The 20,808-nt window shown below is 71.2% G+C and carries 16 protein-coding genes and 1 pseudogene; 5 read left to right on the top strand and 12 right to left on the bottom strand.

What is annotated here, in order from left to right:
* The first annotated feature begins 32 nt into the window (after positions 1-32).
* On the top strand, positions 33-3,068 hold the full coding sequence (locus tag ACFWRO_RS21705) for an alpha-mannosidase (protein ID WP_384512628.1): 3,036 nt from the start codon (positions 33-35) through the stop codon (positions 3,066-3,068).
* Here ACFWRO_RS21705 and ACFWRO_RS21700 read toward each other — a convergent pair.
* From ACFWRO_RS21700 to ACFWRO_RS21650, 11 genes and pseudogenes are all read right to left on the bottom strand, one after another.
* Positions 3,059-4,393 (bottom strand): annotated as a pseudogene (locus ACFWRO_RS21700) (MFS transporter); the annotation flags it as partial. The gene ACFWRO_RS21705 and the pseudogene ACFWRO_RS21700 overlap by 10 nt on opposite strands.
* Before the next feature lie 87 nt (positions 4,394-4,480).
* Complete coding sequence (locus ACFWRO_RS21695; RefSeq protein ID WP_384512626.1) at positions 4,481-4,840, bottom strand: ArsR/SmtB family transcription factor; 360 nt, start codon at positions 4,838-4,840, stop codon at positions 4,481-4,483.
* A 158-nt stretch (positions 4,841-4,998) separates the two neighbouring features.
* Complete coding sequence (locus tag ACFWRO_RS21690; RefSeq protein WP_384512624.1) at positions 4,999-5,220, bottom strand: hypothetical protein; 222 nt, start codon at positions 5,218-5,220, stop codon at positions 4,999-5,001.
* A 129-nt stretch (positions 5,221-5,349) separates the two neighbouring features.
* Complete coding sequence (locus ACFWRO_RS21685; RefSeq protein WP_384512622.1) at positions 5,350-7,890, bottom strand: DUF4118 domain-containing protein; 2,541 nt, start codon at positions 7,888-7,890, stop codon at positions 5,350-5,352.
* 40 nt (positions 7,891-7,930) lie between these two features.
* Positions 7,931-8,617 (bottom strand): response regulator, encoded by a 687-nt coding sequence (locus ACFWRO_RS21680; RefSeq protein WP_384512620.1) that lies wholly within the window; start codon positions 8,615-8,617, stop codon positions 7,931-7,933.
* A gap of 98 nt (positions 8,618-8,715) precedes the next feature.
* On the bottom strand, positions 8,716-9,459 hold the full coding sequence (locus tag ACFWRO_RS21675) for a potassium-transporting ATPase subunit C (RefSeq protein ID WP_384512618.1): 744 nt from the start codon (positions 9,457-9,459) through the stop codon (positions 8,716-8,718).
* Between the two features lie 2 nt (positions 9,460-9,461).
* Positions 9,462-11,597 (bottom strand): potassium-transporting ATPase subunit KdpB, encoded by a 2,136-nt coding sequence (gene kdpB / locus ACFWRO_RS21670; RefSeq protein ID WP_384512616.1) that lies wholly within the window; start codon positions 11,595-11,597, stop codon positions 9,462-9,464.
* Positions 11,594-13,258 carry a potassium-transporting ATPase subunit KdpA gene (gene kdpA, locus ACFWRO_RS21665; protein ID WP_384512614.1) on the bottom strand — a complete coding sequence of 555 codons (1,665 nt, stop codon included), beginning with the start codon at positions 13,256-13,258 and terminating at the stop codon, positions 11,594-11,596. Before kdpA ends, kdpB (ACFWRO_RS21670) begins: the two co-directional genes overlap by 4 nt.
* Before the next feature lie 8 nt (positions 13,259-13,266).
* Positions 13,267-13,356 carry a K(+)-transporting ATPase subunit F gene (kdpF, locus tag ACFWRO_RS21660; RefSeq protein WP_329853613.1) on the bottom strand — a complete coding sequence of 30 codons (90 nt, stop codon included), beginning with the start codon at positions 13,354-13,356 and terminating at the stop codon, positions 13,267-13,269.
* Positions 13,353-13,502: a hypothetical protein gene (locus tag ACFWRO_RS21655; protein ID WP_384512611.1), complete on the bottom strand. Its 150-nt coding sequence runs from the start codon at positions 13,500-13,502 to the stop codon at positions 13,353-13,355. The genes kdpF and ACFWRO_RS21655 overlap by 4 nt, the downstream gene beginning before the upstream one ends.
* 171 nt (positions 13,503-13,673) lie before the next feature.
* The gene (locus ACFWRO_RS21650) at positions 13,674-15,290 is read right to left on the bottom strand and encodes a hypothetical protein (protein WP_384512609.1); all 1,617 of its coding nucleotides are present in this window, start codon (positions 15,288-15,290) and stop codon (positions 13,674-13,676) included.
* A gap of 468 nt (positions 15,291-15,758) precedes the next feature.
* On the opposite strand from ACFWRO_RS21650, the gene kdpB (ACFWRO_RS21645) reads away from it, so the two are divergent.
* The 4 genes from kdpB (ACFWRO_RS21645) (at position 15,759) to ACFWRO_RS21630 (ending at position 20,002) form a co-directional block, all read left to right on the top strand.
* Positions 15,759-17,918: a potassium-transporting ATPase subunit KdpB gene (kdpB, locus tag ACFWRO_RS21645; protein WP_384512607.1), complete on the top strand. Its 2,160-nt coding sequence runs from the start codon at positions 15,759-15,761 to the stop codon at positions 17,916-17,918.
* A 286-nt stretch (positions 17,919-18,204) separates the two neighbouring features.
* Entirely contained in the window at positions 18,205-19,014 is an 810-nt protein-coding gene (locus ACFWRO_RS21640; RefSeq protein ID WP_384512605.1) for an SDR family NAD(P)-dependent oxidoreductase, read from the top strand.
* Between the two features lie 68 nt (positions 19,015-19,082).
* Complete coding sequence (locus ACFWRO_RS21635) at positions 19,083-19,160, top strand: 50S ribosomal protein bL37 (protein ID WP_384512702.1); 78 nt, start codon at positions 19,083-19,085, stop codon at positions 19,158-19,160.
* 62 nt (positions 19,161-19,222) lie between these two features.
* Complete coding sequence (locus ACFWRO_RS21630; RefSeq protein ID WP_384512603.1) at positions 19,223-20,002, top strand: GNAT family N-acetyltransferase; 780 nt, start codon at positions 19,223-19,225, stop codon at positions 20,000-20,002.
* A 36-nt stretch (positions 20,003-20,038) separates the two neighbouring features.
* Here the strand turns inward: ACFWRO_RS21630 and ACFWRO_RS21625 are convergent, their stop codons facing one another.
* Positions 20,039-20,791, bottom strand: coding sequence for a DUF4118 domain-containing protein (locus ACFWRO_RS21625; protein ID WP_384512601.1), 753 nt, complete (start codon positions 20,789-20,791; stop codon positions 20,039-20,041).
* Positions 20,792-20,808 lie beyond the last annotated feature (17 nt).

Genomic DNA, 20,808 nt, shown 5'->3' with positions numbered 1-20,808 from the left:
ACCACCCTCTCTCACGTGATGGAGCGACTTGCATGCATGACGACCGCACCCTGACCGAGTCCCGTCTCAAGCGCGTCCTGGAGGAGCGGATCTGCCCCGCGATCCACCCGGAGTCCGTGCCCCTGGAGGTGGGGATCTGGACCGCGCCCGACGAACCGGTGCCGGTGGCCGAGGGCATCGCCGCCCCGCGCGCCCCGATCGCCGCCGGTGACGCCTGGGGCGCGCCCTGGGGTACGAGCTGGCTGACCGTCTCCGGGGTGGTGCCGGCGGCGTGGGCGGGCCGGACGGTGGAGGCGATCATCGACCTCGGCTTCGACGCGAACATGCCCGGCTTCCAGTGCGAGGGTCTGGTCTACCGGCCGGACGGCTCGCCGGTGAAGGGCCTCAATCCGCGCAACCAGTGGGTGCGGATCGCGGACCGGGCGGCCGGTGGCGAGGAGGTGCTGCTGCATGTGGAGGCCGCGTCCAATCCGGTGATCCTGGACTACCACCCCTTCCTGCCGACCGAGTTGGGCGAGAAGGAGACGGCCGGCGGCACCCCGCAGTACCGGCTGGCGCGGATGGACCTGGCGGTCTTCGACGAGACCGTGTGGCAGCTCGTGATCGATCTGGAGGTGCTCGGCGAGCTGATGGCGGAGCTTCCGGTGGAGGGCGCCCGCCGCTGGGAGATCCTGCGGGCGGTGGAGAGCGCCCTGGACGCGGTCGACCTGCAGGACGTGAACGGGACGGCGGTCGCGGCCCGTTCGCGGCTCGCGGAGGTGCTGGCCTCGCCCGCCGAGCCGTCGGCGCACCGGATCAGCGCGGTGGGCCACGCCCACATCGACTCGGCCTGGCTGTGGCCGCTGCGCGAGACGGTCCGGAAGGTCGCGCGGACCACGGCGAACATGACGGCGCTCCTTGAGGACGAGCCGGACTTCATCTACACGATGTCGCAGGCGCAGCAGTACGCCTGGATCAAGGAGCACCGTCCCGAGGTGTACGCCCGGGTCAAGAAGGCGGTCTCGGAGGGCCGGTTCGTCCCGGCCGGGGGCATGTGGGTGGAGTCGGACACGAACATGCCGTCGTCGGAGGCGATGGCCCGTCAGTTCGTGCACGGCAAGCGGTTCTTCCTGGAGGAGTTCGGCGTCGAGAACGAGGAGGCGTGGCTGCCGGACACCTTCGGCTTCGCGGGCGGACTGCCCCAGATCATCAAGGCGGCCGGGTCGAAGTGGCTGCTTACGCAGAAGATCTCGTGGAGCCAGGTCAACTCCTTCCCGCACCACACCTTCTGGTGGGAGGGCATCGACGGGACCCGGATCTTCACGCACTTCCCGCCGATCGACACCTACAACTGCTCGATGAAGGGCAAGGAGATCGCGCACGCGGTCCGCAACTTCAAGGACAAGGGGCGGGCCCGGCACTCGATCGCGCCGACCGGCTGGGGCGACGGGGGCGGCGGCACCACCCGCGAGATGATCGCGAAGGCGGCCCGGCTGCGTGACCTGGAGGGTTCGGCGCGGGTGCGCTGGGAGCGGCCCGCGGAGTTCTTCGCGAAGGCGGAGGCGGAGTATCCGCACGCGCCGGTCTGGGTGGGCGAGTTGTACCTGGAGCTGCACCGGGCGACGCTGACGAGTCAGGCGCGGACCAAGCAGGGCAACCGGGCGAGCGAGAACCTGCTGCGGGAGGCGGAGCTGTGGGCGGCCACCGCCTCCGTACGGTCCGGAGTGCCGTATCCGTACGAGGAGTTGGACCGGATCTGGAAGACGGTGCTGCTGCACCAGTTCCACGACATCCTGCCCGGCTCCTCCATCGCGTGGGTGCACCGGGAGGCGGAGCGGACGTACGCGGCGGTCGCCGAGGAGCTGACCGGCATCATCGACCGGGCGCAGCGGGTACTCGCCGGCGACCCCGTGACGGGCGGCGAGCTGGTCTTCAACGCGGCCCCGCACGAGCGCGCGGGCGTCCCGGCGGGCGGGGCGGGGTCCGTCGCGACGGCTTCCGCCGACGCCACGGCGGAAGCGCGGCCGGGCGGCGGGTTCGTGCTCGACAACGGGCTGCTGCGGGTGGCGGTGGACGGGCGGGGCCTGGTCGTGTCGGTGGTCGACCTGGCGACCGGCCGGGAGACGCTGGCCCCGGGCGCGGCGGCCAATCTGCTGCAGGTCCACCCCGACTTCCCGAACATGTGGGACGCCTGGGACGTCGACCAGTTCTACCGGAACACCGTCACGGACCTGACGGAGGCGGACGAGGTGGTGCTCGCCGAGGAGAGCCCGCGGGCCGTGTCCGTACGCGTGACGCGGACGTTCGGCGCCTCGCGCGCGGTGCAGACGCTGAGGCTCGCGGCGGGGGCGAAGCGGCTCGACCTGGACACGGAGGTGGACTGGCACGAGACGGAGAAGTTCCTCAAGGCGGCGTTCCCGCTCGACGTGCACACCGACCGGTACGCGGCGGAGACCCAGTTCGGCCATCTGTTCCGGCCCACGCACACCAACACCAGCTGGGAGGCGGCCAAGTTCGAGGCCTGCAACCACCGGTTCGTCCACTTCGAGGAGCCCGGCTGGGGCGTCGCCCTGGTGACGGCCTCGACGTACGGGCACGACGTGACCCGTACCGTACGGCCCGAGGACGGCGGCACCACGACGACCGTACGGATGTCCCTGCTGCGCGCCCCGCGCTTCCCGGACCCGCACACCGACCAGGGCGTGCACCGCTTCCGGCACGCCCTGGTGCCGGGCGCCTCCGTCGGGGACGCCGTGCGCGAGGGGTACCTGATCAACCTTCCCGAGCGCGTGGTGCCCGGGGACGCGGAGGTCGTGCCGCTGGCCGTCGTGGACGACGACGCCGTCGTGGTCAGCGCCGTGAAGCTGGCCGACGACCGGAGCGGCGACGTGGTTGTCCGGCTCTACGAGTCCCGGGGCGGGCGGGCCCGGACCCGTCTGACCACCGACTTCGGATGGGACGCGGTAACGGTGTGCGATCTGCTGGAGCGCCCCCTCACCGACCTGGCGCCGGACGGGGACGTGGAGCTGTCCCTGCGCCCCTTCGAGCTGGTCACGCTGCGCTTCGCGCGGTCCGGCCAGCACGGGTGAAGGGCGTCGATGCGGAAGTCGTGCACGTGACAGGGGCCGTCCGTGCCGGTGATCGCGCCGGCCAGGTGCGGATGGTCGCCGGCCAGCTCGGGATGGCGGTGTTCCAGGGCCTCCGGGTCCTCGCGCGGCCAGAGCCGTAGGGCGGCGAAGGCCGCGCCGAGGGCGAGGAGGCCGAGCGCGCCGGCGGCGACCGCGAGGCCGGCGCGCGCGGCCGTCCACCCCGCGAGGGGGTAGGTCAGCAGCCAGCAGCCGTGGGCGAGGGAGAACCGGGCGGCGAAGACGGCGGGCAGGTCCGCGCTGCCCGCCGAGCGCCGCAGGAGCCGCCCGCCGGGCGTGAGGACGGCCGAGGAGGCGGCCCCGAGCAGCAGCCAGGCGATGAGCAGGCCGGGCCACGCCCAGGGTCCTGGGACCGCCGCCCCGGCCGCCGGGAGGAGCAGCAGGACGCCGGCCGTCACGAAGGCGGCGGGGAGCATCAGGGTGCGGTCGCCGGCCCGCTCCAGGGCGCGGGGCAGCAGCAGCGCGACGGCCATGGAGCCCGCTCCGTACGCGCCGAGGGCGAGCGTGACGTCGCCGGCCGGGCGGCCGAGGGCCTCGCGGACCAGGACGACGGTGGTGACGAGGACCATCGCGCCGCCGGCGGCGACGACCAGGTCGAGCGCGAGGAGGGCGCGCAGGCGCGGGGTGGCGAGGACGAGCCGGATACCACCGGTCCGCCCGGCGGAGGCGGCCACGGAGGCGGGTACGGGGGCAGGGGCGGGCGCGGGCAGGACGACGGAGGCGACGAGGGTGGCGGAGGCGAGGAAGCCGACGGCCGTGCCGGTGAAGAGCAGGCCGGCCGGGAGGAGCGTGAGCAGCGCGGCCGCGAGCGCGGGGCTGAAGAGGTTCTCCAGGTCGTACGCGAGGCGGGAGAGGGCGAGGGCGCGGGTGTAGTCGCGCTCGTCGGGCAGGACGTCGGGGACGGTCGCCTGGAAGGTCGGGGTGAAGGCGGCGGACGCGGCCTGGAGCAGCAGGATCAGGACGTAGACCTGCCAGACCTCGGTGACGAAGGGCAGGGCGAGGGCGGCCGCGGCCCGGGTGAGGTCCATGGTGACGAGCAGCGCCCGCCGGGGTACCCGGTGGGCGAGGGCGCCGGCCAGGGGCGCGACGGTGACGTAGGCGACCATTTTGATCGCGAGCGCGGTCCCGAGGACGGCGGTGGCGTCGGCGCCGGCGAGGTCGTACGCGAGGAGGGCGAGGGCGACGGTCGCGAGCCCGGTGCCGGCCAGGGCGACGAGCTGCGCGATGAAGAGGCGACGGTAGGTGCGGTGACGCAGCACGGACAGCATGGGGCCCGCCCTCGTTCGGCTCCGGGGGTCGTGACCACCGTAGCGAACATGTGCATGATTGCGCACACGTAGACGGGAGCGCTGGGTTCAGTCGTGCCAGGGCTCTCCGGTCACCTGGTGGTCGGCGTGGCTGATCGCCTCGACCACGAGGCGCCGCATATGGCCGTCGGGGAGCGTGTAGACGACGCGGCGGCCGTCCTTGCGGTGCTGGACGAGCCCGCTGAGCCGCAGCTTGGCCAGGTGCTGGCTCACGGCCGGGCGGGCCGCGCCGCAGGCCTCCGCGAGGGCGGTGACGTCGGACTCCCCTTGGGACAGGAGCCAGACCAGGTGCAGCCGGGTCGGGTCCGCGAGGAGCGCGAAGACCCCCGCCGCCGCCGCGAGCTCGGGGGCGCCCGGTGTGCGCTGGTGCACCACGCTCGCAGGTGGGGACGGTTCGCGTTGCGACATGGGCCCATCGTAGGCACCGGGACGAAAGCCGCCCCGGTGCGTGTGAGTGTCCGGGAAGTATGGCCGTCCGCCCGAAGGGCGGTGCGGACTTCCCGGACACGACCTGGCACCGGGGCGGTCTTCCGTGAGGCTGTCGGGGGCCGTCAGAGAGGGGGCCGTCAGAGCTTGTGCATGCCCTTGTAGGGGCTGAGGACTCGGACCTGGGTGGCTCCGAAGTCGACGAGCAGCGCACCCGTCGGCTCCTGGCCGATGACCTTCCCGAGGCCGTGGCGATCGTGGGAGACGCGGTCACCGACGGCGAAGTCCTTGATCACGGGATCGGTGGGAGCCGCGAAGGGGCTGGTGGACAGGTGGCGCCGGGGCGCGGATCGGTTCGTCATCGTCCTGTCAGTATGCCTCGCGTAAGGGCAGGGGCACAGGCCCTGAGGTGAGGCCTGTGCGGCCATTACGCCAACACACCTGCGCCGCACGGGGGTTGCCCCGCACATTCGCCGCCGCCCGACAGGCCCCTACGTGGTCGTCGCCGCCGGGAGTTCCGCGCGGGACAGGGGCAGGCCCTCCACCATGCGGAGGCTGACGGCCATCGTCAGTCCGCCGCCGGGGGTGTCCTCGGCGGCGACCGTGCCGCCCATCGCCTCGATGAAGCCGCGGGCCACCGCGAGGCCCAGGCCGACACCGGCGCCGCGCGGGGCGTCGCCGTAGCGCTGGAAGGCGCCGAAGATGCGGTCCTTGGCCTCGTCAGGGACGCCCGGGCCCCGGTCCACCACCCGCAGCTCGACGCGGTCGGCGATGGCGCTGGCGGCCACCAGGACCGGCTCGTCCGTCGGGCTGTACTTGACGGCGTTCTCGACGATGTTGGCGACGGCCCGTTCGAGGAGGCCCCGGTCTACGGCGACCATCGGCAGCGTCTCGGGGATGTCGAGCTCCACGCTGCCCTCCGGCACCCCGACGAGCGCCATCGGGACGACCTCGTCGAGGTCGGTCTCGCGGATGACGGCGGTCACGGTGCCGGTCTCCAGGCGGGAGACGTCGAGCAGGTTGCCGACCAGGTGGTCGAGGCGGTCGGCGCCGTCCTCGATGCCTTCGAGGAGCTCCGCGCGGTCCTCCTCGGACCACTCGATGTCGTCGGCGCGCAGCGAGGTGACCGAGGCCTTGATGCCGGCCAGCGGCGTACGCAGATCATGGCTGACGGCCGCGAGGAGCGAGGTGCGGATCTTGTTGCCCTCGGCCATCTTGCGGGCCTCCTCGGCCTCGCCGACGAGCCGCTGGCGGTCCAGGACGGTCGCGGCCTGGGCGGCGAAGGCGCCGAGCACGCGCCGGTCCTCGGCGGGCAGGACCCGGCCGGTCAGGGCGAGCGCCAGGTTGTCGCCGATGGGCATGTCCACATCGGCGTCCTCGGGCCGCTCGCACTGCCGGGTGCCCACGGAGGCGACGCAGGACCAGGGCTCGGACTCCTCCTGGCGTTCGAGGAGGGCGACCGAGTCCATGGCGAAGGTCTCCCGGACCCGTTCGAGGAGGGACTCCAGGCTGGTCTCCCCGCGCAGCACGCTCCCGGCGAGGAAGGACAGCGTCTGGGCCTCGGCCCGCGACCGCGCGGCCTGCTGGGTGCGGCGGGCCGCCAGGTCCACCACGGAGGCCACGGAGATCGCCACGCCCAGGAAGACCACGAGGGCGACGATGTTCTTCGGGTCGGCGATCGTGAGTTCGCCGATGGGCGGCGTGAAGTAGTAGTTCAGGAGCAGAGACCCCACCGTCGCCGAGGCGAGGGCCGGCTTGAGTCCGCCGAGCAGGGCGGCGGCGACGGTGAGGGTGAGGAAGAGCAGGACGTCGTTGGCGAGCCCGATGTCGGGGGCGATCCCGAGGAGCACGGTGAGCAGCGCGGGGCCCGCGATGCCGGTGAACCAGCCCCAGAGGGTCCGGGAGCGGCCGAGCTTCGCGCCCCGGGCGGTCGGCAGGCCCCGCCCCTTCGCCATCTCGTCGTGGGTGACGATGTGGACGTCGAGGTCGGGGCCCGACTCGCGGGCCACCGTGCCGCTGACGCCGGGCCCGAACACGTACTGCCACGAGCGTCTGCGGCTGACGCCGAGGACGATCTGGGTGGCGTTGACGCCCCGGGCGAACTCCAGGAGCCCGGAGGAGACGTGGTCGCCTATGACGTGGTGGAAAGTGCCGCCGAGGTCCTCGACCAGCGTGCGCTGGACGGCGAGTTCCTTGGGCGAGGCGGCCGTGAGGCCGTCACTGCGGGCGATGTAGACGGCGAGCACCTCGCCGCCGGCGCCCTTCTCGGCCAGCCGGGCGGCGCGGCGGATGAGCGTACGGCCCTCGGGGCCGCCGGTGAGGCCGACGACGATCCGCTCGCGGGAACCCCAGATCTTCGAGACCCGGTGCTCGGTGCGGTACTCCTGGAGGTACTCGTCGACCCGGTCGGCGGTCCAGAGCAGGGCGAGTTCGCGCAGCGCCGTGAGGTTGCCGGGGCGGAAGTAGTTGGACAGGGCCGCGTCGACCTTGTCGGACTTGTAGATGTTGCCGTGGGCCATGCGTCGCCGCAGGGCCTGGGGCGACATGTCGACCAGCTCTATCTGGTCCGCCCGCCGCACGACCTCGTCGGGGACGGTCTCCTTCTGCCGTACGCCGGTGATCGACTCGACGACGTCGCCCAGCGATTCGAGGTGCTGGATGTTGACGGTCGAGATGACGTCGATACCGGCGGCGAGCAGCTCCTCGATGTCCTGCCAGCGCTTGGAGTTGCGCGAGCCGGGCACGTTGGTGTGCGGCAGTTCGTCGACGAGCGCGACGGCGGGCTTCCTGGCCAGGACTGCGTCGACGTCCATCTCGGTGAAGTTGGTGTCGCGGTAGGCGAGCGTGCGGCGCGGGATCTGTTCGAGCCCGTGCAGCATCACCTCCGTACGCGGCCGGTTGTGGTGCTCGACGAAGGCGACGACGCAGTCCGTGCCGCGTTCGACCCGCCGGTGCCCCTCGGAGAGCATCGAGTACGTCTTGCCGACGCCCGGTGCCGCGCCGAGGTAGATACGGAGCTTTCCGCGTCCCATGGTGGTGTGATGCCGTTTCTTCGATGGAGGACGGACCGGGTCACGCCTCGAAGCGGTAGCCCATGCCTGGTTCGGTGATCAGATAGCGGGGGTGGGAAGGGTCTCGTTCCAGCTTGCGTCGCAACTGGGCCATGTAGACCCGGAGGTAATTGGTCTTTCCCCCGTAACTGGGTCCCCAGACCTCCTGGAGCAGCCGGCGCTGGCTGACGAGGACCCCGGGGTTGCAGATCAGTATTTCCAGCAGGTGCCATTCGGTCGGGGTGAGCCGTACGTCGCGGTCACCGCGCCGGACCTTCTTCGCCACCAGGTCGACGCTGAACTCGTCGGTGGAGACCAGGTGCGTGGTGTTCGGCTGGGCCGGGGCCTCCTCCGTACGACGGGTCGCCGCCCGCAGCCGGGCGAGCAGCTCGTCCATGCTGAACGGCTTGGTCATGTAGTCGTCCGCGCCCGCGTCGAGCGCGCGGATCTTGTCCTCGGAGCCGCTGCGGGCGGAGAGGACCAGGACCGGCGCCCGGCTCCAGCCACGGAGGGCTCTGATGACGTCGACGCCGTCCATGTCGGGCAGTCCGAGGTCGAGCAGGATCATGTCCGGCTGTCCCGCGGCGACCAGGCGGAGGGCGGTGGCACCGTCGGGTGCCGCGTCCACCAGGTACTGACGGGCCTGGAGATTGATCACCAAGGCTCGTGCGAGCTGCGCGTCGTCCTCCACGACAAGCACCCGGGTCATCGGCGTGCTGCCTTCCTCTTGTCGTCCACGTGCGACGGGAGTCGGCGGGGCCGGGACTTCCCGGTGCCCCGCCGACTCCCTCTGGTGCGTTAAAGCCATCAGCCCTTGGTCAGTTCCTTGAGCGCGATGTTGAGCTTGAGCACGTTGACGCGGGGCTCACCCATGAAGCCGAGGGTCCGGCCGTCGGTGTTGTCCGCGACAAGCTTCTCGACCTGCTTGACGTCGAGACCGTTCTTCTCCGCGACCCGGTGGACCTGCAACTCCGCGTACTCCGGGGAGATGTGCGGGTCCAGGCCGGAGCCGGAGGAGGTGACGGCGTCCGCGGGGATGTCCGTCGGCGTGAAGCCGGCGGCCTTGTTGTCCGCGATGACGGCTTCCCGGGCGGCGAGCACCTTGTAGCAGAGCGACGCCTGGTCGTCCTCGGTCTTGTACTCCTCGATCGGCAGGCAGGACGCCTTGCCGGTCTTCGGGTCGTGCTTGGCACCGTCCTCACCGGAACGGTTGGTCGCGCCCGACAGGATCAGCGAGTACTGCGTGTTGACGCTGTTCGAGCCCAGACCGTTGGAGGGACGCGGCTGGAACCACTTGAGGTCCGCGACCGAGGCCTCCTCGGCGTCGTCCGGGTTCTTCTTCGGCAGGTAGTAGCTCTGGCCGATGAGTTCCGAACCGACGACCTTGCCGTCGCTCTTGATCTCGGAGCCGTTGGCCTTGTTGTTGAACGCCACCTGAGCCAGGCCCGTGACGACCAGCGGGTAGAGCACACCCGTCACCACGGTCAGGACGAGCAGGGCGCGGAAGCCGGCCCAGAGCAGACGCCCTGCGTTTCCTACGGAGTTGTTCATGATCAGCCGATTCCGGGGATGAGGGAGATGAGGAGGTCGATGATCTTGATGCCGATGAACGGGGCGATCAGGCCGCCGAGGCCGTAGATCCCGAGGTTCCGGCGGAGCATCTTGTCCGCGCTCGTCGGCCGGTACTGCACGCCCTTCAGGGCGAGCGGGACCAGCGCGATGATGATCAGCGCGTTGAAGATGACGGCGGACAGGATCGCGGACTGCGGCGAGTGCAGGTCCATGATGTTGAGCTTGTCGAGCGACGGGTAGGCCACGGCGAACATCGCGGGGATGATCGCGAAGTACTTGGCCACGTCGTTGGCGATCGAGAAGGTGGTGAGCGCGCCTCGGGTGATGAGGAGCTGCTTGCCGATCTCGACGATCTCGATGAGCTTCGTCGGGTTGGAGTCCAGGTCCACCATGTTCCCGGCCTCCTTGGCGGCCGAGGTACCGGTGTTCATGGCCACGCCGACATCCGCCTGCGCGAGGGCCGGAGCGTCGTTCGTACCGTCGCCGGTCATCGCGACGAGCTTGCCACCGGCCTGCTCGCGCTTGATCAGCGCCATCTTGTCCTCGGGGGTCGCCTCGGCGAGGAAGTCGTCGACTCCCGCCTCCTCGGCGATGGCCTTGGCGGTCAGCGGGTTGTCACCCGTGATCATGACCGTCTTGATGCCCATGCGGCGCAGCTCGTCGAACCGCTCCCGCATGCCCTCCTTGACGACGTCCTTCAGGTGGATGACGCCGAGGACGCGGGCGCCCTTGTCGTCCTCCACGGCGACCAGCAGCGGCGTGCCGCCGGCCTGGGAGATCTTGTCGTTGAGCGCTTGGGCGTCGTCGGAGACGGAGCCACCCCGCTCCTTGACCCAGGCCAGGACCGAACCGGTCGCACCCTTGCGGATCTTGCGGCCGTCGACGTCCACACCCGACATACGGGTCTGGGCGGTGAAGGCGATCCACTCGGCGCCGGTCAGCTCGCCCTGGTGGCGCTCGCGCAGGCCGTACTTCTCCTTGGCGAGGACCACGATGGAGCGGCCCTCGGGGGTCTCGTCGGCCAGCGAGGAGAGCTGCGCGGCGTCCGCGACCTCGGCCTCGGTGGTGCCCTTGACCGGGACGAACTCGGAAGCCTGGCGGTTGCCGAGCGTGATGGTGCCGGTCTTGTCCAGGAGCAGCGTGGAGACGTCACCGGCGGCCTCGACCGCACGGCCCGACATGGCGAGGACGTTGCGCTGCACCAGGCGGTCCATGCCGGCGATGCCGATGGCCGAGAGCAGTGCGCCGATCGTGGTCGGGATGAGGCAGACCAGGAGCGCGGCGAGGACGATCATCGACGTCTGGTCGTCGGCGCCCGCGTAGATCGCGAACGGCTTCAGCGTGACGACGGCGAGCAGGAAGACGATGGTGAGGGACGCCAGCAGGATGTTGAGGGCGATCTCGTTGGGGGTCTTCTGGCGCGCCGCGCCCTCGACCAGGTTGATCATCCGGTCGATGAAGGTCTCGCCCGGCTTCGTCGTGATCTTGATGACGATGCGGTCGGACAGCACCTTCGTACCGCCGGTGACGGCCGAGCGGTCGCCGCCGGACTCGCGGATGACCGGGGCCGACTCGCCGGTGATGGCGGACTCGTCGACGCTCGCGACACCCTCGACGACGTCACCGTCGCCGGGGATGATGTCGCCGGCCTCGCAGACCACCAGGTCACCGATCTTGAGCTCGGTGCCGGGGACGCGCTCCTCGTTCTTGCCGATCAGGCGGCGGGCCACCGTGTCGGTCTTCGCCTTACGGAGCGTGTCGGCCTGCGCCTTGCCACGACCCTCGGCCACGGCCTCCGCCAGGTTGGCGAAGATGGTGGTCAGCCAGAGCCAGGCGGCGATCGCCCAGCCGAACCAGTCGCTCGGGTCCTTGATGGCGAGCGCGGTGGTGACCACCGAGCCGACCAGGACCACGAACATCACGGGCGACTTGATCATCACGCGCGGGTCGAGCTTCTTGACCGCGTCCGGGAAGGACTTGATCAGCTGCTTGGGGTCGAACAGACCCCCGCCGACGCGTCCGGCCGGCTTGTGTCCGCCGGACAGGTCGCCGTGCGGCGCCTTCGTCGGGGTTGCGGTGGACATGGCGTCCTCTTGCTTCTTCACATCGATGTTCATGACGCGAGCCCTTCAGCGAGCGGGCCCAGGGCGAGTGCCGGGAAGTAGGTCAGACCGGTGATGATCATGATCGTGCCGACCAGGAGACCGGTGAACAGCGGCTTCTCGGTCCGCAGGGTGCCCGCGGTCTCGGGGACGGGCTTCTGCTCGGCGAGCGAGCCGGCCAGGGCCAGCACGAACACCATGGGCAGGAACCGGCCGAGCAGCATCGCGATGCCGATCGTCGAGTTGAACCACTGGGTGTCGGCGTTCAGACCAGCGAACGCGGAGCCGTTGTTGTTGGCGCCGGAGGTGTACGCGTAGAGGATCTCGGAGAATCCGTGCGATCCGCTGTTGGTCATCGAGTCGGCCGGGGTGTCCAGGGCCATCGCCGCGGCGGTGAAGCAGAGCACCAGCGCCGGGGTGACGAGGATGTAGCAGGCCGCGTACTTGATCTCGCGGGTGCCGATCTTCTTGCCCAGGTACTCGGGCGTGCGGCCGACCATCAGACCGGCGATGAACACCGCGATGATCGCCATGATCAGCATGCCGTAGAGGCCGGAGCCGACACCACCGGGGGCGATCTCGCCGAGCTGCATGCCCAGCATGGTGATGCCGCCGCCGAAACCGGTGAAGGAGGAGTGGAAGGAGTTGACCGCACCCGTGGAGGTGAGGGTCGTGGCCACGGCGAAGATCGACGAACCGCCGATGCCGAACCGGGTCTCCTTGCCCTCCATCGCGCCGCCGGCGATGTCGTACACCGGAGCGCCGTGGTGGAACTCGGTCCACATCATGAGCGCGGTGAAGCCGAGCCAGATGGTGGCCATCGTCGCCAGGATCGCGTAGCCCTGCTTGAGCGAGCCGACCATGCGGCCGAACGTGCGGGTCAGCGCGAAGGGGATGACCAGGATGAGCCAGATCTCGAAGAGGTTCGAGAAGGGGTTCGGGTTCTCGAAGGGGTGGGCCGAGTTGGCGTTGAAGTAACCGCCACCGTTGGTGCCCAGCTCCTTGATGACTTCCTGGGAGGCGACGGCGCCGCCGTTCCACTGCTGCGTGCCGCCCGTGAACTGGCCGACCTCGTGGATGCCGGAGAAGTTCTGGATGGCGCCGGTGGCGACCAGGATGAGCGCGCCCACGATGGAGATCGGGAGCAGGATGCGGATGGTGCCGCGCACCAGGTCGGCCCAGAAGTTGCCGAGCTCACCGGTACGCGAGCGGGCGAAGCCGCGCACGAGGGCGACGGCGACGGCGATGCCGACCGCGGCCGAGACGAAGTTCTGCACCGCGAGGCCGCCGGTCTGGACGACGTGGCCCATGGCCTGCTCGCCGTAGTACGACTGCCAGTTGGTGTTGGCGACGAAGGACGCGGCGGTGTTGAACGCCTGGTCCGGGTCGATGGAGGCGAAGCCGAGCGAGCCCGGGAGCGAACCCTGCACCCGCTGGAGCAGGTAGAGGAAGAGGACGCTCACCGCGGAGAAGGCGAGGACACCGCGCAGGTAGGCGGGCCAGCGCATCTCCGTGTTCGGGTTGGCACCGATGCCCTTGTAGATCCACTTCTCGACACGCAGGTGCTTGTCGGTGGAGTAGACCCGGGCCATGTAGTCACCGAGCGGCTTGTAGACCAGGCCGAGGGCGGCGATCAGCGCGAGGAGCTGGAGGACACCAGCAAGAATGGGGCTCATATCCGTACTCAGAACCTCTCCGGCTTGACGAGGGCGAGGACGAGATAGACCAGCAGGGCGACGGCCACGATCAGACCGACAATGTTCTCGGCAGTCACAGCTTGGCCACCCCCTTGGCGATGAAAGCCACCAACGCGAAGATCGCGATCGTGGTGACGACGAAGGCCACGTCGGCCATCGTGAGCTCCTGAGTGAAGAACGGATTCTCGGACTGGATGAGCAAAGCGCTTTTCAGCCACGTCAAGGCCTCCGTTAACGCGTCCCTTACGACCAGCACTGCGCTCTTTACGCATCCTCTACGTGGCCGGGCCCTGAGCTGGGACATCGCCTCCGCCCGGCGCGCCGCGGGGCCCTCTGCGGGGTCCTCCGCGGAGTCCTTCTCGGGGGCCTTCGCGGGGTCCCGGCGGCGGCATCGTCAGCGGAACTCGGCGAGGCGCGAGCGCAGGCCCAGGGCCGTCAGGGCGGCGGCCGCGAGGAGGGCGAGGCCGGCCCAGGGCAGGGTGGTGCCGAGGGCGCCCCTGCCGTCCGAGGCGGCCTGGGCGAAGGCGGTGCGGTTGATGCCGGTGACCTCGTCGAGGGCCGCCATCCACTCGCCGAAGTGGGCGTTGGACTCCCCCGGCTCCCAGCCGATGCCGAAGGACACCGCTTCGCTCTCGTGGCCGGCCGCGACGAGGGACCGGATGGTGCGGTCGTCGCGCTGGTAGACGAGGTACGCCTGCACGGTCCGCTCGGCGGCGTCCCGCTCGCCGGGGAAGGTGATGTTGTCCAGCTCGCGGCGGAACTCGCCGGTGAACCGCTTGTCCGTATTGTCCTGACCATAGGCCTGCCAGGTCTCGGTGAGCGCGGGCTCGTACCCGTCGAGCGTGCTGACGCCCTCGACCCCGTAGAGGCTCTGCGACTTCGCCAGGAAGGCCGCCTCGTGGGCGGAGCGGTTCTCCTTGTCCAGAAGGAAGCGGCTCTCGTCGGCGTTGACGTCGTACGCGATGGCGCGGGCGCGCGAGAGGGCGGCGACGGAGTCGAAGGCGTCGCGGCGGGCGACCCGCAGCTCCTCGGAGGTCGCGGTGAGCGCCTGGGCGCCGAGGACGAGCGCGGTCAGGGCGCAGACGGTGGCGGCGAGGACGCCCGGGTTCAAGACCCGGTGGAAGCGGCGCGCGAGGTACCACTGGAGCGCCACGAGTACGGTGAGCAGCGCGGCCCCCACGCCCAGGAGCAGCGCGGTGTTCGTCCGCAGGTCCTCGCGTTCGGCGCCGTAGGCGTCCTCGAACTGCTGGTTGTTGGCGTCGACGAGGGCGCGGGACTCGGGCAGCATCCGCTCGGTCAGCAGCCCGTAGGCGGTGCGGTAGTCGTCGACGGCGGCCGCCTTGCCGCCGGCGCGGGTGTCGTTCTCCAGGGCGCGTCCGACGAACTCCTGGTAGCGGGCGAAGTCCTGGGTGAGCAGCTCCACGGTCCGCTGGGCCCGCTCGTCGCCCTCCGCCGCCACGGCGAGGGTGCGCAGCTCCTTGCTGACGGACTCGCGCGCCTCGTCGTAGAGCTGGAGCGCCTTGTCGTACGACTCGGTCAGCCGGCCCTTCCCGGCGTCACCGTTGGACAGCAGGATGTTGACGGCCTGCGCGTCCATGTCGTTGAGCGCGAGGTTCAGATCGGCGGCGCTCACCGTGCGCGGGGCGTGCCGGCCGGCGACGGCGTCCCAGGTGCCGGAGGCGGAGAGGCCCGCGGTGAGGAGGATCCCGGCGCAGGCGGCCGCGAGCAGCAGGACGCCGCCGCGCAGCAGGCGCAGCCGGGCGGGCAGGGTGTCGCCGTAGCGGCGGCGCAGCACGCGCAGGCGCCGCGCGACCCGGTCGAAGGACCGGTCGAGGAGGCCGGCGGGCGGGGCGCCGGGGTCTCCGGGTACGCCGGTGGGGCCGTCCGGGCCGCGGCCCCCTCGTGGCCGCGGACCTGGACGGCCCGCCGGTCGTCCGGCTGTCCCCGTCGGTGCGGTGGCGGCCCGGGCCGTCGAGTCCGGACCTTGCGCGATACCTGTCGTGGTAGCCACGCATCCCTCCCACCTCACATGATCGGACAGCCGTCCGATCCCCCGTGCGGTCGAGTCTGCGTTGCGCTCCGGCGCGGAATGACCTTCATTGACGGCCTCCTGACGGTCCGTCGGCCCGCTTTGACGGGCCCTTGGCGCGCGTCCGCGGCGCGCCGTCAGAGCAGTGTCAATTCCGGTGCCCGAACGCGTACGCAGCGTTGCCGTGCGACTAGATTCCCGTCTCGGTCGCTCACCGACCGGGACGTCAGTGGCCTGACCGTCTCCGGCTCGCGAGGGCACGCGCCACCCGACCCCATCCGGTGGCCCGTGCCCTCACGGAGCGACCGACGCCGCACGTCCGCGGCCGTGACCATGGGAACCGGGGTGACCCCGCGCAGCCCAGGCCGTGGGCGACGGTGCTCCCTGCCGTCTTCCCCCGGGCGTCCGCCGCGCGGGCTGCTCCGGGGCCCATCAGAAGGTCCTCCCGCGATGCATCCCGCGTCCCCGCACGCGCCTTCGGCACCGTCCGCCCCCTCGGCCCCGCCTCGCGACCCGGTCCCTCGACCGGGTCGGCGGCGCTCGGCGCGGAGCGGGCTGCTCGACCCCGTCATGCTGATCAAGTGCTTCCCCGAGGCGGTGCGCAAGCTGCACCCCCGGGCCCTGGTGCGCAACCCGGTGCTCTTCGTGGTCGGCGCCGGATCGGTCCTGACCACCCTCTCCGCGCTCTTCGACCCCTCGGTGTTCACCTGGGTCATCAGCGTCTGGCTCTGGCTGACGGTGATCTTCGCGAACCTCGCCGAGGCGGTGGCGGAGGGACGGGGGAAGGCGCAGGCCGAGTCGCTCCGCAAGGCGCGCACGGACACCGTGGCGCTGCGGCTGCGGCACTGGCGGTACGGGGAGGACCTCGACCGGGCCGAGACGGAGGCGGTCGCCGCGAGCGACCTGAAGCTCTTCGACTTCGTCCTCGTCGAGGCCGGCGAGATGATCCCGGCCGACGGCGAGGTGGTCGACGGGGTCGCCGCCGTCGACGAGTCCGCCGTCACCGGTGAGTCCGCCCCGGTGATCCGGGAGTCGGGCGGCGACCGGTCCGGCGTGACCGGCGGCACCACAGTGCTCTCGGACCGGATCCTGGTCCGGGTCACCTCCCGCCCCGGCCACTCCTTCATGGACCGGATGATCGCCCTCGTCGAAGGCGCCTCGCGGCAGAAGACCCCGAACGAGATCGCGCTCAACATCCTGCTCGCCGCGCTGACCATGATCTTCATCCTGGTCGTCGTGGCCCTGCGGCCGATGGCCGCGTACGCCGAGGCCGCCCCGTCCACGACCGTCCTCGTGGCGCTGCTCGTGACCCTGATCCCGACGACGATCGGCGCGCTGCTCTCCGCGATCGGCATCGCCGGCATGGACCGGCTGGTCCAGCGCAACGTCATCGCCATGTCGGGCCGCGCGGTCGAGGCCGCCGGCGACGTCAACACGCTGCTCCTCGACAAGACGGGGACGATCACGCTCGGCAACCGGGAGGCCGCCGCCTTCGTACCGCTGCCCGGGGTCGAGGAGGCGAAGCTCGCGGACGCCGCCCAGCTGTCGTCGCTCGCCGACGAGACGCCCGAGGGGCGGTCGGTGGTGATCCTCGCCAAGGAGCGGTACGGGCTGCGGGCGCCGGCCGAGGGCGAGCTCGCCAACGCCCGGTTCGTGGAGTTCAGCGCGCAGACCCGGATGAGCGGCATCGACCTGCGCTGGGACAACGGCGCCGCGTGCCACATCCGTAAGGGCGCGTCCGCGCAGGTGATCGCCTGGGTGGAGATGTACGGCGGCATGGTGCCGGACGAGGCACGCGACTGGAGCGACGCGATCGCGGACGCGGGAGGCACGCCTCTCCTGGTGGCCGTGCACGACTGGGACGGCCCGCGGGTCCTCGGGATCGTCCACCTCAAGGACGTCGTCAAGGACGGGATCAAGGAGCGCTTCGCCGAGCTGCGGCGCATGGGCATCCGTACGATCATGATCACCGGCGACAACCCGCTGACCGCACGCGCCATCGCCCAGGAGGCGGGCGTCGACGACTACCTCGCGGAGGCCACCCCTGAGGACAAGCTCGCCCTCATCAAGAAGGAGCAGGAGGGCGGCAAGCTCGTCGCGATGACCGGCGACGGCACGAACGACGCCCCGGCCCTCGCGCAGGCGGATGTCGGCGTGGCCATGAACACCGGTACCTCGGCCGCCAAGGAGGCCGGGAACATGGTGGACCTGGACTCCAACCCGACCAAGCTCATCGAGATCGTCGCCATCGGCAAGCAGCTCCTCATCACCCGGGGCGCGTTGACGACCTTCTCCATCACGAACGACGTGGCCAAGTACTTCGCGATCATCCCCGCGATGTTCGCCGGCGCCTACCCGGGCCTGGAGGCGCTGAACATCATGGGGTTGCACAGCCCCACCTCGGCGATCACCTCGGCCATCATCTTCAACGCGCTCATCATCGTGGCGCTGATCCCGCTCGCCCTGCGGGGCGTCCGCTACCGCCCCTCCTCCGCCCACGACCTGCTGAAACGCAACCTCACCGTGTACGGCCTCGGCGGCCTCGTCCTGCCGTTCGTCGGCATCAAGGTCATCGATCTCCTGGTCTCCACCATCCCCGGCCTGGGGTGAATCTCCGTCAGGGGGGCGTCAGGGAAACGGGGTCGTTCTTGCCCCCGGACTCCGGCGCGGGTTCGATGGACACCATGAACAGCGCATGGCTCCTGCTCGACCGGCCGCCTCATCGGGCGCCCCGTCGTGAGCCCCGCTGTCCGCAGACCGCAGCCTTCCGCTGTCCGGAGACCGCAGCCTTCCGCTGACCGTCTCCGGTTCTGCCTTCGGGGCGTCGTGACTTCACAGTCCGGCGCCCCTTCTTCGTACCCGAACACTCTTCACCCTTGAGGGACTGAGACCAGTCATGTCCGTTTCCGACCTTTCCTCCCGCACCGTTCTGGTGACCGGTGCCACCTCCGGCATCGGCTACCAGACCGCGCGGCTGCTCGCCGAGCGCGGTGCGACCGTGCTCGTCCACGGCCGCACGGCCGAGGAGGCCCACGCCGCCACCGACCGGCTCGTCACGCTGGCCGACGTCGACGGGTCCCGACTGTGCGCGTTCGCCGCGGACTTCACGCGGCTGGAGGAGGTGGAACAGCTCGCCGCCCGTGTGCTGGCCGAGCACCCGCACCTCGACGTCCTGGTCAACAACGCCGGCATGGCGGCCCCCGAGCGGCACACCGTGACCCCCGACGGCAACGAGATCGCGTTCCAGGTCAACTTCCTGGCGCACTACCTGCTCACGCACCTCCTGGAGCCGGCCCTGACCACCGACCCGGGCGGCCGGGTCGTGAACGTCTCCTCCTCGCTGCACCGCACCGGCTCGATCCAGTGGAACGACCCCAACCGCACCCGTCGTTACTCCCGCCTGGCCGCGTACGCGCAGTCGCAGCTGGCGCTGACGGTGTTCGCCGCCGACGCGCGCGTCACCGCCGTCTCCGTCCACCCGGGCATCTGCACCACCAGCCTGCTGCCGCTCTACGCCCACGAGGGCGTGTCCCCGGCCGAGGGCGCCGCGCACGTCGTGCGGCTCTGCGACCCGGCCGTCGAGATCGTCAACGGCGCCTACTACGACCGCGACCACCGCGTCGAGCCGGCCGCGGGCGCGTCCGAGGAGCGCACGGTCAAGCGTCTCAACAAGCTCGCCGACCTGCTCGTCGGCCAGCCCGCCTGACGACTCGACGACCCGCTTCACCACCAGCACAACCGGCACCACCAGCTCCACCGAAAGGAACACCGTCCATGTCCAAGCGCGCCCGCAAGAAGAAGGCACGGCGCAAGAAGAAGGCGAACCACGGCTCAAGGGCCGGCGCTCGCTGAATGCCCAGGGGCGGCCCGTCCATTACACGGGCCGCCCCGTCCCGTACCCGAAGGAGGTCTCCGTGTTCCCGCACCCGTCCCACCAGCCCCCCGCCCCCGCCCGGGCGTTCCCGACCGGTGCCCCCGGCACGGCCGCCCTCACGGAGCACGTCCTCGCCACCGGCCACGGCCGCTGGTGGACCGACCGCGCCGAGCGACCGCGCGCGGTCGCCGTCTCCTGCGGGGACCACGCCCTCCTCGCGGGCGACCCGACGGCCATGACACCGGCCGACCTCGCTCCGCTGGCCGACCACTACGTCGAGGCCGCGGACCGCTTCCTGCCGCTGCTCGGCGGCGCGTTCGACCGGGTCACGCCCTGGGAGCGGATGCTCTACGTCCACCGCGTCCCCGTCGCCGCCTCCCCGGTGCCGCGCGGTGTGCGGGTGCGCCGGCTCTCCGCCGAGTACGCCCCGGCCCTCGCCGCGCTCGACCCCTCCATGGCCTGGATCCACGACACCTGGGACGGCCCGGCCGGCCTCGCCTCCTCCGGCCTCGCCTGGGCCGCCTTCCACAAGGGCCGCGTCGTCGCCGTGGCGTGCACGCGGTTCCTGGGCAGCCGCTACGAGGACCTGGCCTGCGCGACCGCGCCCGACGCGCGCCGCAAGGGGCTTGCCCTGGCGTGCGTCACCCGGCTCGTCGCCGATGTGGCTGAGCGCGGCCGCACCGCGAGCTGGTGCTGCTCCCGCGACAACCGCCCGAGCCGGCTGCTGGCCTGGACGGCGGGCTTCCGCCTCGACCACGAGTACGTCCACCATGTCGCGGGTTCGGCCGGGCGCGTGCCGCAGATGGCCGCGGCGGCCTGAGGCCTGGAGGCCTTGAAGGTCACACGGGCGTCGTGCTCACACCGGCGTCGCGGTCCTGCCGTCCTCGGCGAGGGCCGCGGCCGCCTGGGCCGCGAGGTCGAGGGCGACGAGGCGGGACTCCAGCGGCGGCGGTACGGAGCCGGGTGCGGGCTTCATCATGAAGCGGCCCTGGTAGCGGCCGTGGGCGACGGCGCGCAGTTCGATCTCGCCCTCCGGCCAGCCCTGCCGGTCCAGGTCCCAGATCCAGCCCTGCACCTTCACCGATCCGTCCGGGTCGAGCCGTGGCGGGCGCCCGAGCAGCGAACCCTGCTCGAACCGGCAGGCGCTCAGGTCCAGTACGTCGGTCAGCTCGGCGCGCACCCGGCGGACGATGTCGTCGGAGGAGGTGCTGAAGCGGGCGAGCCGTGTCGTGCCGTGCAGCCGCTCCAGATGGGTGGCGTCGATGACGGCGATCCGCTTCAGGGTCCTGGCGCGCGCCGCGAGTTGCGAGACGGCAAGGCCGACGACCAGGAGCAGGACCGAGGTCTCGATGTCGGCCCGGTCCTCGATGTGGAAGCTCTGGTACGGCGCGGTGAGGAAGAAGTCGAACCAGGCGGCGGCCGACAGGGCCCCGATCGCACCGGCGAGCCGGTTTCCGAGGGCCGCCACGGCGACGACCACGACGACGAGCAGCAGCGCCAGATTGGTGGGCGTCACGTTGTCGCGCAGCGGCACCAGGACGAGGGCCGCGGCGAAGGGGGCGAGGACTCCGGCGGCCACGGCCGCGGTGTCCCGGGAGAGCGTGCGCATGGTCCACCTCCGTATGT

The organism is Streptomyces sp. NPDC058579, assembly GCF_042718575.1.
Taxonomy (GTDB): Bacteria; Actinomycetota; Actinomycetes; order Streptomycetales; family Streptomycetaceae; genus Streptomyces.
This window is presented reverse-complemented; position numbering and strand designations above follow the sequence as displayed.